General features: G+C 60.1%; 7 protein-coding genes and 2 pseudogenes. 5 read left to right on the top strand and 4 right to left on the bottom strand.

Annotated features, from left to right (window positions below; genetic code table 11):
* Window positions 1–123: 123 nt before the first annotated feature.
* The 5 genes from CPBF1521_RS02075 to CPBF1521_RS02050 all read left to right on the top strand — a co-directional run bounded on the left by CPBF1521_RS02075 (window position 124) and on the right by CPBF1521_RS02050 (window position 3,653).
* Complete coding sequence (locus CPBF1521_RS02075) at window positions 124–465, top strand: HPF/RaiA family ribosome-associated protein (protein WP_104585671.1); 342 nt, start codon at window positions 124–126, stop codon at window positions 463–465.
* Window positions 466–837: 372 nt separating this feature from the next.
* Complete coding sequence (locus tag CPBF1521_RS02070; protein ID WP_115675749.1) at window positions 838–1,584, top strand: SDR family NAD(P)-dependent oxidoreductase; 747 nt, start codon at window positions 838–840, stop codon at window positions 1,582–1,584.
* A gap of 368 nt (window positions 1,585–1,952) precedes the next feature.
* Window positions 1,953–2,315, top strand: coding sequence for a hypothetical protein (locus CPBF1521_RS02060; protein ID WP_115675747.1), 363 nt, complete (start codon window positions 1,953–1,955; stop codon window positions 2,313–2,315).
* A gap of 308 nt (window positions 2,316–2,623) precedes the next feature.
* Window positions 2,624–2,896 carry a hypothetical protein gene (locus tag CPBF1521_RS02055; protein ID WP_126945059.1) on the top strand — a complete coding sequence of 91 codons (273 nt, stop codon included), beginning with the start codon at window positions 2,624–2,626 and terminating at the stop codon, window positions 2,894–2,896.
* A 274-nt stretch (window positions 2,897–3,170) separates the two neighbouring features.
* Complete coding sequence (locus tag CPBF1521_RS02050) at window positions 3,171–3,653, top strand: MarR family winged helix-turn-helix transcriptional regulator (protein WP_115675745.1); 483 nt, start codon at window positions 3,171–3,173, stop codon at window positions 3,651–3,653.
* Window positions 3,654–4,412: 759 nt separating this feature from the next.
* Here the strand turns inward: CPBF1521_RS02050 and CPBF1521_RS02045 are convergent.
* The 4 genes and pseudogenes from CPBF1521_RS02045 to CPBF1521_RS02030 all read right to left on the bottom strand — a co-directional run.
* Window positions 4,413–4,632 (bottom strand): annotated as a pseudogene (locus CPBF1521_RS02045) (hypothetical protein); the annotation flags it as partial.
* Window positions 4,633–4,672: 40 nt separating this feature from the next.
* Window positions 4,673–4,880: pseudogene (locus tag CPBF1521_RS21745) on the bottom strand (hypothetical protein); the annotation flags it as partial.
* A gap of 85 nt (window positions 4,881–4,965) precedes the next feature.
* The gene (locus CPBF1521_RS02035; RefSeq protein WP_115675744.1) at window positions 4,966–13,365 is read right to left on the bottom strand and encodes a putative Ig domain-containing protein; all 8,400 of its coding nucleotides are present in this window, start codon (window positions 13,363–13,365) and stop codon (window positions 4,966–4,968) included.
* Window positions 13,366–13,377: 12 nt separating this feature from the next.
* Window positions 13,378–14,229, bottom strand: coding sequence for a hypothetical protein (locus CPBF1521_RS02030; protein WP_147295408.1), 852 nt, complete (start codon window positions 14,227–14,229; stop codon window positions 13,378–13,380).
* Between the last annotated feature and the right edge of the window lie 54 nt (window positions 14,230–14,283).

Below are 14,283 nucleotides of genomic sequence, written 5' to 3'. Positions count from 1 at the left end.
CCGGGCCATCCCAACCTGTGCATGAACGCGGTGCAGCTTGTCACCTTGCGGCAACGGTGCGCTGTCGCAGAATCGAGTCACCGCTACGGCAGACGCAGCGGATGACCGCGAAGGAGACACTCTATGCAGATTCAGATCCAGACCGACAAGCACGTGCCGCATGACCCCTCTGTCGTGCAGCATGTCGAGAAGACCTGCTCCGCCCAGCTGGCGCATTTCGCCAGCGACATCACCCGCGTCGACGTGCATTTGCGCGATGAAAACGGCCAACGCGGAGGCGCAGCGGATCGAACCTGCAGCATCGAGGCGCACGTCGCCGGCCTGCCGCCGATCGCGGCCACCAATAGTGCCGAAACCACGGCCTCGGCCGTCACCGGCGCCGCGCGTAAGCTGCGCACCGCCATCGAACACGCACGTGGCAAGCAGCACGCCAAGGCCACCACACCGCCGCCGGACGTGCTCTGATCCGAGCCTGCGCAGGGCGGCGCTCCTCGCCCCCTGCCAAGCGGCGCATCGCTGGCATCACAGTGCAACGCCGCGTCGATACTCAGGCCGGCCTGCAACCCTGATCAGAAACGCCATCGGCCCGCTGCAGTGTCACTGCAGCGGGCCGATGGCGTTTTGCTTTTGCGTTGGAGCTGCTCGCCGCGCTGAGCCTGGACATGGTCGTGTTGCGACGTGGCTGTCGAAAGTGCCGCGGCCCATGCAGCGCGAAACGCTCGAGGGCCACCTGATCGTCCTCTTCGCCTCGACAGTAATTAATTGACCCGTCATCTATATTTCCACACACTAGTTCGACTAGCGGCCGCGAGGCCACTCAATCGCAGGAGAAGAATGATGGGCAGACTGCAAGGCAAAGTCGCAATCGTCACCGGTGCCGCACAGGGCATGGGCGCGTCGCATGTGCGCAATTTCGTTGAAGAGGGTGCGCACGTTGTTTTCACTGACATCAATGCCGAGGGAGGGCATGCACTGGCCTCCGAGCTGGACAAGCGTGTTCGCTTCGTCCAGCAGGACGTCACGAGCTGGGACGCATGGCAGAACGTGGTGGCCGAAGCGGAAGCGGCATTCGGCAACGTCACGATTCTGGTCAACAATGCAGGGATCCTGGGCCCCATTGCCAAGACTGCGGACATCTCCGAAGAAGATTTCCTCAAGGTCTGTGCGATCAACCAGAATGCCGTTTACCTTGGCATGAAGGCGGTCATCCCCTCCATGCTGAAGGCGAAGGTGGGATCGATCGTCAATATTTCCTCGATCGCCGGAATGGCAGCCAATTACGGATTCCCGAGCCTGGCCTATGTCGGCAGCAAGTTCGCCGTGCGCGGAATGAGCAAGGCGACGGCAATCGAATATGGCGCAGACAACATCCGTGTGAACTCGGTCCACCCGGGCTTCATCCAGACCCCGATGATGGTGGAAGGGACGGACGAAAACGGCGGTGATGCCGTTGCCCAGATCCCACTAGGGCGCATCGCCAAGGCCAGCGAGGTCAGCAACCTGGTTCTGTTCCTGGCGTCCGACGAATCGTCCTACATCACCGGGCATGAGCATGTCGTCGATGGTGGATTGCTCGCCCAGTAAGCTTGCCCGTGTCAGACGCGTGGGGACTTCGCTGCCACGCCTGGTTCAACCGGCATCGTTCCCGGGCCCTGGCCTGCGGGATGACGTTGCCAAGGAGCGTGTGAGCAGCGAAGTGCACCGGCACATCAGGGGCGGCGACGTGGTGGCAGTGATGGAACGCTTGCGCCACCACCGTGACTGCCGCGCCGCCTCCGGTACGGCGTGGTAGCTGCACGGGTTTTGTTGGGCGGCGTCCAGCAATCGCGCGTCGAGATGCAAAATTTCAGAGCAATCCACCGTCAATTTGGCGTTGGACTATACTCATGCGGCACGGTCCAGGCCGGTTCGACAGGCAGTTGGTTCGCATTCGATGACAGGTGAAAAATCGCATGAAGAAAACGCTGATGTTCATGACATTTGCCACCTGCATCGGTGTCTTCGCAGGAATGAGTTCCGTCAACGTCGCACGTGCACAGCAGCGGGCCAGCCACGCCCCTGATCCGCTGCACGCCAAGGTGTTGGCACGTTACGAGGCGATTAACGTTAGCCTGGCCGAGGCGCGCAAGGCAGGCAAGCTGTCCAATGCCCAGGCTGCGGAGATCGAGAAGAAGCTCAGCTGGGTCCGCACCGATTCCGCAACGAGAGCGAAGCAGCAGGGATTCGTCAGCGCGGGTGAGAGCGCCAGCTACAACAGGACCCTGGACGAGGCCGAGCAGACAATTCGCCTTGGCACGAGTGGCAGCAAGGATTAGGTCCGCGGCGTCCTCCAGCATCCGGGCACCAGGGCAGTCAGTCGCCAGCAAGTGACGAAAGTACAGACGCTTGGACTGATCAGGTGGGTATGGGCCGGTGCGCGGAATCGGCACGCGTCAGTCGTGCACGCCGGTTTCCGTGTACCGTCCGCATCCACCCTGACGAGCGCTTGTTACCTCTTGTCAGTCGCTCCTGGCGATAGGACTCGCACGCACATTTCATACTGACCTGCTTACAGTCTGCTTCCGTGACGGGGCCGCACTGGCCTTCCATCTATCCCGACGTCAGCGTCCGAATTGGAGTGGTCATGAAGCTAGGTCTCCTGTCAGCGCTTGCGCTTTCACTTACTGCGTGCACGGGCGCCCCCGTCGCCAAGGAACACAAGATCGACGATGGCGCCCTGCCCAGCGCAGAGGTCAAGGCATTCGAGCGTGCCCAGGCGCGTTATCACTACAAGGACGCGCGTTTTGAATGGGATGCCAGCAACTGCGCGGTGTATGAAGGGACTGCCCCGGACGGCAAGCGTCAACAGCAGCCGTTGACCAAGGAAGACGGCTCCCGTTTTTGTAGCGCCCCCTGACAGCCGAATGCTTCCCGCCTCTCCGAGCGCCGCCGGTGACGCATCCAGCTCCACGGTCCTGCGCCTGCGCTTGTCCATCCTGCTCTTCACGACGGTCGCAGCACGGACGCACGACGAATCGATTGAACGGCGAGACGCGGATGGGATTTAATTGATGCATCGACAACGGACCAGCGCTTCAATGCCTCGGCGCAGATCAAGCTAAGGTATCGGGGAAAACAGGCGAAACCCGGACGCGTCGTCCCGGCCGCATCAGCAATGGGACTCACGGGATATGTCATTTCACGAAGGCGAAGATTGGCGAACGACGCTGACCTGGACCGTGCTGCCTGCCGGGCGCGCCTGGCAACGCGCAGCAGGAATCGCCCTGGCGCAACTGGGCGTTTCCCTGTCCATCGCGGCGGTTCTTCTTGTGATCGCCCGGCTGGGCGATGGTATCCGCCAGAAAGACGTGGCCGAGGAATCGGCGCTGGATCCGGCCGCCATTGCGCGATCGGTCACCCAACTCGAACGGGACGGTTTGCTGAAGCGGCGCAGGGACCTGTCCGATGGCCGCGCCAAAACCCTGCACCTGACCGAACGGGGTCGTGCGGTGTCGCTCAAACTGGGCGAGGCGCTGGACGGCCTGCGGAAAGAGTTGATCGCCGGCATGGACGATACCGAAGGGCGCATTGCGGTGCGCGTACTCCGTAACCTGGAGAGCCAATGCCTGGCATTCTCCGCTGGAGACCTTCATGCCGGAACGTCCGAGGCCTGACCGACCGCATGACATGTGGGTAAGGAGCGGGCTTTTGCGGGAGGCAGCCAGGTGCTTGCCAAGGAAGCGTCCCGAGGCAGCAGCTGATCAAGCGCTGCAGCGGTGCCTTACCGATGCGCCCGATGCACCGCTGCCCGAAGGTGTCGACCAGCGGTGATACGACTGGAGAAAGCGCCCCCGGCTCTCGTGAGCCCGCCAACCCGCGTTTGCTCGGTCGAATCCACCAGCTGCACCCGGACCGCCCGGGTACGCACTTAGCGCGAATGCACGACTATCTGATCCTTCGCCATGAAGATGGCCATTGTTCTTGCATTGAAATCATTTCAATGGGCCTTCCCGGATTTCGGCGGACCAGCAACGATAAACCCCCGATTTCTCGAGGGTTTATTGGCATCCCGGGACAAGCCTGGAACGCGAATTGGTGCGCCCGGAGGGATTCCAATATCTCGTATAAAATATTGATTTATAAATAATTATTTTGCAGGAATTTTATTCAATGCCCCCGATAATGCCCCCCGAAGACATTGGATCTCTTAGAAATGGTGCTGGACAACTAGAGACAGATAAACCGCAGCCAAACAAGCTTGATCAAGCAGTGATGATTTATGCATCGTCCATCCGCGACGTTCACTGAAAAGATAGACCTACACTCCCGGATGGCGTCAGTCCCAAGGAGTGACCACGTTGGATGCCACGCCGACGAGCTAGACCGGTATGGCAGCCCTGTTGCGCGGGACGGTGTCGTCGCCTCAGGCGCGATCGAGGAAGCAGCCGACGGCGATCCTTGGCATCCGCGCTGGCGGCTGAGTGCTGGAGCACCGGGAGCTGCCCGGCAACCACATCACGCAGCCGTTGGTTGCGCTGCTGCATAGATGCAACCAGCGTCGTTAGAACTTTGACCGTCTCCTACAATGAGGCCTTTCGATGCGTTCAACGTCTCCATGATGTCCGCCATCGCGGCAGCATCTTGCCTGTCCATGAGGTCTAATAAGCTCAGCCGATCACGGAAGCGATTTGGACTAACCGCCGCCGTCTCCACCTCCGCCGCCATCCCCCTGGAGGACCGTTCTGCATTGGCCCCTTGGCGAACTCCGGCACCGTCATTAGCATCACGGGCCCGCGGCTGGTATTGATCTCCGTTGAGACATCCATCTCCATCTCCATCTCCATCGCCTGGCGTGTGGCGACGTGCTCCTGGGCCTCCTGCTGGACCTGCGCTTCCAGAAACCATGCATCACTTCTTCGGCGTAACTGTGGGAGGCAGCACGCATGCGCGTGTTGCCTCCCAAACGCCATCGAAGACCCAGCCAATTTACTGAATCTGATAACGACTACTAGCATTTTGCGCCAACCAAGATCTTGCTCCGCCCAGAATGCCAGCCTCCACATCAAGCGCCAGGCCGACGTCGAGATTCGCGGCGCCAGTTTGAAACACACCCATTGCATCGACCAACTGATTGACTTCGGCCAATACTGCACGCTGCATCGGACGTCGGAACGCAGTGGTGGCAAGCGAATCCTCAGTCTGGTCAATGGCCACCATCTCGGTCGACACAGAAGCCATCAAACGATCACTGCCTGAGATGCGGCTAGCCGATGCCGTCGTATTGCCGATTTGCATCGGTGTCAGCAATGTTTCGAACTCCGACGCTGAAATGCCGTGCCCACCATCCTCGGGCTGGATCATCCACAAAGCGTTGTCGCTGCCCAGAAAGTGCTTGAGCACACTCACCTGCTGATTGGCGTCGCCGTCCACTCGCACGATCAGGTCGTCGCCGTTGCGGTGGAAGCTCAGACGCGTCCGCTCGATACCAGCCATGAAGATGGAATCGCTGCCGCCACCGACACTCACGTTGTCCACGCCATTGCCCTCACGATAGGTGTAGACATCGTCACCCGTACCACCGAACAGCGGGTCGTTGCCGTCCTCGCCAACGAGACTGTCGTTGCCCGCGCCACCGTAGAGCATGTCGTTGCCCGATCCGCCGAAAGAACTGCTGCCACCCCACAGAAAATCATCGCCATCACCGCCTTCGATGCGGTCGTCACCGAGCATGCCAAATAGGGTGTCGTTGCCAGCCAAGCCGCGGAGCAGTTCCTTGCTTGCATTGCCGCTCAGCTGATCGTTCGCGGCGGTACCGCTCAGCACGCGCGCATAGTCGGCCGGATTGGCCTCGCCGTCGCTGCTGGACACACGGGCATTGATCGCTGCGGTGTCCAGCTGGGCGCCACTACCGGGCTGTAGGACATCCAACGCGAAATCGCCGCCAAGGAAGTGCTTGGTCACACGCACACTGCTATTAGCACCGCTGGCCAATGCAATCACCAGGTCATCCCCATCGCGGGTGAATCGTAGGTTGCTGACCGGTTGTCCATCCTGGAATTGCAGACGGTCGATACCGCCTCCGGTATTGTCAATCACATCGCGGCCGCTGCCGAATACATAGGTATCGTCGTTGGCGCCGCCCAGCATGAGGTCATCGCCATCCTCACCGCGCAGTGTGTCGTTGCCAGCGCCACCCTCCAACGTGTCATCACCGCTGCCGGTGCCATTGCCGCTGCCACCGGACAAGGTGTCGTTGCCGGCGCCACCTCGCAAGGTATCGTTGCCGCCCATGCCCAACAAGGTGTCGTTACCGCCCAGTCCGTCGATCAGATCCCTACCGGTCCCGCCAGTCAGTTGCTCTCCGGAGGCGGTGCCATTGATGGTCCGGTCGGGACTGCTGCTGTTGATCAGCTGTGCGATCTGCGTTGCGGTATAGCGTGCGTTACTAGCCTGCACGACATCCATGCCCGCATCCCCGCCCAGAAAGTGGCCGCTAACCCGCGCCGCAGCGATCGTTGCACCATCAATATGCACCAGAAGGTCGTTGCCATCGCGCTTGAACGACAGCCGGCTGCTGGCCACGCCATTCACCAGCAAGGTGTCGTTCCCGCCACCGGTGTTGTTGATGATGTCGCTGCCAGAGCTGCCATCGATGACATAGGTGTCGTCGCCGGCACCACCAATCAGCCGGTCATTGCCGGCGCCACCGGTCAGCTGATCGTTACCACCGCGTCCGTTCAACGTGTCGTTACCGGCAAGGCCAAGCAGGATATTGGCCGCTTCGCTGCCTTCGATGAGGTTGTCCAGCGCATTGCCGGTTGCTTGCCCACTGCCGGTCAGGCGAAGATTCTCGACGTTGCCTGCCAACTGCACCTGCGAGCCAGCGGAGCGCACGACAGTATCGATGCCCGCATTGTTGGACTCGGTGACCCGGTCCGAGTCGGTATCGACGTAATAGGTATCGTCACCGCCGTAACCTTCCATGATGTCGTTTCCTTGACCACCATCGAGCACGTTGTTGTCGCTATTACCGTAGAGCCGGTTAGCCGATGCATTGCCGATCAGCGACAGGTTTCCTTGTCCATCCAGATAGCCGTTTTCGACATTGGCTGAGAGCGTGGTAGACACCGTGGTGTAGACCGTATCAGTGCCCTGGGCTGACAACTCCACCACCGTATCGCCGGCGTCGTCGAGATAATAGCTATCGTTGCCCGCGCCGCCACGCATGTCGTCGGCACCGCTGCCGCCATCCAACGTATTGTTCTGGCTGTTGCCAATCAGGGTCTGATGGCCGTCGCGTCCGTAGGCCGCCTGGGCACTGCTGCCCTCGACCAATACAACGCGCTCGATGTTCTCGTCTGCGGTATAGACAGAGAGGCTGCTCTCGACGGTATCGGTGCCTTCTCCCTCCAGTTCGACGATGGTGGTCATGTCCTGACTGTCCAAGACATAGGTGTCGTCGCCCGCCCCACCCCGCAGCACATCGTCGCCGCCATTGCCGGCGAGGCGATCGTTGCCATCAAGCCCCAGCAGTTCTTCACGCTGCCAGGTACCGACAAGAATGTCGTCACCTGCGGTTCCCTCGATCACCGCGACAGTGCGCAACTCCAGGTACATCGCGGTTGAGGCGCCGTGTTGATCGGTCGCGATCAGATTGAAGCCGAACCACTCCAAACCCAAGGGCGGCGTGCCGCTGATGGTGCCGGTGGCGGAATCGATCTGCAGCCATTCTGGCCCATCCACCGCATAGGTGAGCGTGTCGTCTGCATCATCGACGAAGCTGCCGGCAGGAAGCGCCAAGCTGAAAGCCTGGCCTGTGCGAGGGCTGGCATCGTACTGGAACCAATTGGCCACCGGCGGATCGTTGGTGATCTGCAGTTGCGCAAGATCGCCACGGCGAATAGTGCCGTCGGCGAACACGAACTCGTCGATGGTCCGCACCAGCACCAGCTCGCCGGGATTGTTCCAGTCTTCGCGCCAGTAACCTTCGATGATCAAGCGATCGTCGGCAGCGGTGCCAAGCTGGACGATCAGATCGAACCCGTCACGGGTCCAGGTCGCCTGTTCGGCGATGATGCCCTCACCGAAGATTACCCGATCGGTATCGCGACTTCCGTTGACGGAAATGATGCGGTCGGTACCGTCGCCGGCTTCATAAAAGAAGTTGTCGCTTCCTGCGCGCGTGCCGTAGGTCCTGCCGTCGCCGTTGAACCCGACCGTGCCGTACAGCACGTCGTTGCCGCGGCCACCGTAGATGTCGGCGCCGTACAGTGCCGCATGGATGGTGTCGTCACCCTCCTCGCCATACAGCGTGTCGGCCTCGTTGCTGCTGATGGCAAGATTGAACTCTGCCAGGAAGTGGTTTCCGCGAATGGTATCGTTGCCGGCTCCACCACGGATCTCGTTGGCATACATGTTGCCGGTGAGCACATTGTCGCCAAGGTCGCCCTGCAGATTGGCGCGCAGCCCGATGATGCCGTTAGGACCTTGAGTACCAATGTTGTAGAGACGCAGATTCTCTACGTTCGCATAGTCGGCTACCGAAACCCACATCGCCTGCGAGGTCAGTTCATCCCAGCCGGCGATGATCACCGTATCGTTGCCGCCGCCGGCTTGTTCGATCACTTGGTCCTTCCGGGTGATCAAGTAGGTATCGTTGCCATCCAATCCAGCCAGCTGGTTCACCGCATCGACTAGATGGCCTTCGATGATGTTGTTGTCGCTGTTGCCGGTACCGCGGACGGCGTTTCCGGTCAGGCGCAGATTCTCAAGCTCCTGGCGGCCCTCGATCGAGTAGTCGACGCTTGCCTGCACGGTGTCGCTGCTATCCGAGAATCCGTTCTCAACGATCACATCGTCTAGGCCGTCGACGATATAGGTGTCGCGCGTAGCGCCACCGATTAGTGTGTCCTTTCCTCCGGCACCGTCGAGAATGTATTCCTGCGTGTCTGACGTGCTGTTCATCACTATCTGGATGACATTGTCCAGCGCATTGCCGGTAATGCGGTTGGGCGCACCCGGCCACCAATAGTTGGAGGGCGTGATCACGGCGTTCTCGATGTTCGCACCCAGGATCACGTCGTGGTAATTAGAGTAGATCGTGTCGATGCCACCGTTTTCCAGCTCCTCGATCTCGCTGGAGTTGACGGTTGTCCTCCAAGTGGACGAGTAGAACGTATGGTTGTAGTAGTACCTGTCGTCGCCACTGCCACCAACGAAGCGGTCGATTGAACTGTCCACGCTGACATAGATCCGGTCATTGCCCGCGCCTCCCCGTACGATGTCAGCGCCCGCACCGTCGTACAACGTGTCGTTGTCTTCACCACCATCCAGGATGTCGTCGCCGTCCCCGCCCTGCAGCGTGTCGCTGCCACCCATGCCGGACAGGGTGTCGTTGCCGGCACCGCCATCCATGGAGTCCGGTGCGAAGGTGCCGGTTTGCACGTCGTCGCCACTGGTGCCGCTCCACCAACGCGCCTCGAAGTCGGCGGCGGTGAACTCCACGCCATCGGCGAAAACAATGCGGTGATTATTGTTGGAAAGGAAGCCCTCCAGCATCAATGCGTTGGAAACATTGGCGTTGGACCAACCGCCGCTGGCGATCATGACGCCCAGCGTGGTTCCGCTAATCTGGAAGTTGGTGATCGCGTCGGAGTTTACCCCGATCATGCGGATCACGTCGCGCCCTGCATCGGCGGCATCGAGCCGGCCGATCACGTCGTAACCGGACCCCAATGCCACGTCATAGGTATCGTCACCGCTTCCACCGTCGACCAAATCGTCGTCCGCCATGCCATCGGCTACCAGATGGATGGTGTCGTTGCCATCGCCGCCCAGCAGCACGTCGCCGCCGCGTCCATCGGTCAGCGTGTCATCGCCGGCCCCGCCTTCGATGAGGTCGTTGCCGTCGCCTCCGTCGATCGTGTCGTTGCCGTGCAGGCCATATAGGCGTTCGTTGTCCTTGGTGCCAGTCAATGAGTCCGCGTCGGTACCGCCGCGGATCGGTGTTCCATACATGATCCCGGTATCGAGCTGTGAACGCGTCAGTATCTGGAAGTCGTCAGTCTGGATCCGCACCGCCGTGGCGGCTGCGAAGTAGCCGACGACGCGAACGCTTTCGCCGCTCTCCAGCGAGACGACTAGATCCTGTCCCTCGCGTACATACAGCAGCTCGTCTGCGGTGATGCCATCGAGAAAGTACAGCAGATCGGTGCTGCCCTGCTTCACTAGCACGGTATCGGTGCCGAATCCTCGGCGGAAACGATACTGGTTCTGGCCGTCGCCGCCATCGAGGGTATCGTTGCCAGCATCGCCGAGCAGGATATCGTTGCCCTCGTCGCCTGAGAGGACATCGTCCCCCTCGCTCCCCTCCAGATAATCATTGCCGGCTCCGCCGTGAACAAGGTCATTGCCCTGCGCAGCGGTGACATTGTCATTGCCGTCCTCGGCGTGGATGACGTCGTTACCTGCTCCACCGTAGACACTGTCGTCGCCGATGCCGGCCTGGATCAGATCGTCGCCGTCGTCACCATCGATGGTGTCGTTGCCAGCCCCGCCGTAGATCGTATCGTTGCCAGCCTCGCCGTCGAGAATATCGTTGGAGTCGCCACCATCCAGAAGGTCGTCGCCGTCGCCGCCATTCAGAGTATCCGCGCCGACGCCACCACTGAGCTTGTCGCTGTCGCTGCCGCCATTCAAGAAGTCGTTGCCATCTCCACCGTCGAGTATGTCACTGCCGGCTTCGCCGAACAGGCGGTCATTTCCGGTACCACCAGTGAGCCTGTCGTCGCCTTCGCCACCTTGCAACTCGTCGTATCCCGCGCCGCCGAGCAGAACGTCGTTGCCCTGCTGTCCCAGCAGGAGATCGTCACCGGATCCGCCATCGAGCCGGTCATCGTCATCGCCACCAGCCATCTGGTCCGCCCCGTCGCCGCCAAACAGCACATCCTTGCCGGCCTGCCCGTGCAGTACATCGTCACCGACGCCGCCATCGAGCAGATCGTCGCCATCTCCGCCCTGCAGTTCGTCGTTGCCGCTCTCTCCGAGCAGGCGATCCTGACCCGTTCCGCCTGCTAGCAAATCGTCGTCGGCCCCACCAGAAAGAATGTCATCGCCATCCTGCCCAACCAGCTGATCGTTGCCCGCGCCTCCGCGCAAAATGTCGTCGCCACCTGCGAGTTGGTCGGACTGCCCGTCACCCCAGAGCAGGTCATTGCCGGCGCCGCCGTCAATCACGTCAGCGCCAGCCTCTCCATATATTTCATCCGTACCTTCGCCACCGTCCAGACGGTCGTTACCGGTGCCGCCAGATAGCAGATCATTACCATCGCCGCCAAAGACCACATCCTGCCCTGCGCCGCCGGAGATCACGTCGTTGCCGGTGCCGCCATCGAGCAGATCGCTGCCGGCACCGCCGATCAGCACGTCGTCTCCCTCCTCGCCGTAGAGCGAAACGCCGATGGTATGAGTGTCACCGACGCCTCCCCCGAACGCGAACACGCCGTTTGTACCGGTAACACCATCGGGTTCAGCAGCGCTGAAGTACTGCAGGGAATAGCGAGATGTGTCGATCCGTTGGAAACGATAAGTCCAGCCAGCGACTCCTGACCTACCGCTGAAGTCGAAAGCACCTCCAAGTGTGAAAGTGGCGTAGCCCACCAATCCCCCAGTCTCATCAGTCGTCATCTGCTTGGCGCCCTGCCAGCTGAAGTACGACTCGATGTCGCGCCAGACGGTGCTTTCGTCCATCGGCAGCTCTGGCGACACCCGGAAGTTGAAGCCGAATGCATGCCTAGCGCTCAGGACGTCATCGCCCTTTCCGCCATAAGCGGTCGCCTCGTCGCCAAAACCGGAAACGAAATCATTACCGCCGCCTGCAAGGATCAGGTCACTGCCGCCATTGGCATTGATGATGTCGCTGCCCTCTCCACCCTCCAGCAGATCGGCGCCATCGCTGTAGGTTCCCAGGATCATGTCCCGCCCGGCACCTCCGGCAAGATGGACCGGCGTGCTCGGAAGGGCGTCGATGTAGGGATTCAGATAGTCGGATTGATCCGTGCCAACGGTTGGATCGCTTGGCGGTTGGTACCCAGGAAGCACGATACCGAACGTGCCGGGCGTCCAGTTTTCGACAATCGTGGTACCGCCCGAGGTTCCTAGACGGATCACTAGTTGCTTGCCGTCGCCCGCCGAGGCCACGGTGACGCGGATATACCCGTCCGCAGCTTCCCAAGTGTTCTCTGAGGTTGCCACCAACCCGGCGGCCCAGCCGCTGTTGCCTTCGATCTCCAGCACGCCGATGCCGTCGGCGTCGGTGATGCGGTCGATATCGCCTGGCGCGCCCGCATACAGCACATAGGTGTCCGTACCTGCGCCGCCGCGCAGGCGGTCGCTACCGATGCCACCATCAAGGATGTCGTTGCCGTCCTCGCCGAATATCGTGTCGTTGCCGACGCCGCCACGCAGCACATCGTTACCGATTCCCCCGGCCAGGATATCGTCGCCCGCGCGGCCCTCCAATGTATCGCTCCCATCCATGCCGTACAGCAGGTCGCCGATGTCGGTACCGGCCAGCATGTCGTCCTGGACGCTGCCATAGACCGCGGCGCCCTTGTCGGGGCCGGTGAAGATGCGCAAGGGGGCGCTCAGCGCCGCCATGAACTCGCGCACCTGATCCTGGTTGATCTCGCCGTCAGTGCTGTCCAGCCCCATGGCGACAAGGAACTCGGCCAGCGCAGCAGACGGATTAAGTAACGACAGCGGGTTGTCTTCCAGACTCTCGGTACCGACGCGCGCCAACCAGGCGGAGAAGATGTCCGGGTTATAGCCCAGCCGATCGAACCAGGAGGCAGCCTTGCCGCTGCCGTCGCTGTTCTGCCAGACAGTCAGGGCCAGCCGGATTCCGGATGCGCTGTCGAAGGGCCAACGCCCATTGCTTTCAAGCAAAACATCCCACAGTTCGTTTCGCTGGTCTTCGTCCAGCAGTTCGAATGGGGTATTCATGGTCCAGGAGTCGGTGGGGAGGCCTAGGCTGGTGAAGACGCGATTATGAAAAGTCCATGCTTCGTCCGCGGTAATTTCTCGCTCCACAATCCCATTTTCATTCTGTGCGATCGTGAATAATTGTGTCAGGAACGCCCCAGCCATCTGCTTTCTTACTTCTTGAATTCCAGCAGAGTCGACAGATGTCCCTGCAGCCTTGGCAGTCTCCTCCAAAAATTCAAGCGCTGATAGGCCCGAAAACATGTTGCCCCGTGCTACGCCGCTAGCCAGCCTGGAATAACGATGACCGAATTTCGCAATATAGGCATATATGTCATCAATACGCCCTGCGTCTAATAGTGCACGGGCCTGATCGAGATCTTCCATATTCATCACATCAACCATGATTAATTTCCTTTACTTCCTGTTTGAAGGGCATTGGGCGCGCGCTTTCTGTAGATAGGAATGGACCGCGGAGGTTATTTGCGGCCATTCCGGCAAGAGATTAGCGCGATAAGAAACTCTAAATTTCACTTGCGGGAAACTTGGCTCAATGATCAACTGATCACATAAAGGCGTCCAGCGTGGCGGGTCATATTTTGCACCATGAGTGCAGTCGATTAATATATTTGAATCATGCCCCTTCTCAATTTGATCGGAGTACACGATTGAATTAACTTCGTGAGGCAAGGGGGTGCTCAGATGTGCGAATTTCAGACCTGCATCCGCGGAGTAACCATAAGTGAGTGGAAGTCCATCCGGATAGCTGGAGGCGATCCGCTTTCGATAGAGTAAGAAATCCCTCGTTCCGGAAAGCGTCACCTTCTCGGTAGGAGTGAGGCGAGTCATGCCAATTTCGATCCATTGGGAGTCGCCGACCGATTGCCGGTGATGAACTTGGTAGTCCTCGGCATTATTCTCATTAAGTGGCTCCATGCCCGGCCAGCGCAAACGGATGACCAGACTGCGCAATGGACGTTCACATTTGCCTTTCAGTTCCTTCGTACCCGGCTCAGATTCGTAGAAGAGCAGATCCCGTGCTGGCACATGAATGACGTTGGGGCCGATAGTGCCGACCAGATCCGGCCGATTGGCTTTATCCGACGGACTGGTCCTGGAGCAGGCGGCCGCGAGCACCGACAGTACCAATAGGACACACCCACGCATAACAGCCCCTATCTGGACGTGCGTGTATGCAGCACGACGCTCCGGACACGTTTGCAGTGCTTGCGCTTGTATCAGACAGTGCGCGCTTATCGTTTCAGACATGGTCAAGCTGCTCCTGGTTTTTCTGCTGTTACAGACATTGGGCAACCTCTTTTT

Source organism: Xanthomonas euroxanthea, from assembly GCF_900476395.1.
Taxonomy (GTDB): Bacteria; Pseudomonadota; Gammaproteobacteria; order Xanthomonadales; family Xanthomonadaceae; genus Xanthomonas; species Xanthomonas euroxanthea.
This window is presented reverse-complemented; position numbering and strand designations above follow the sequence as displayed.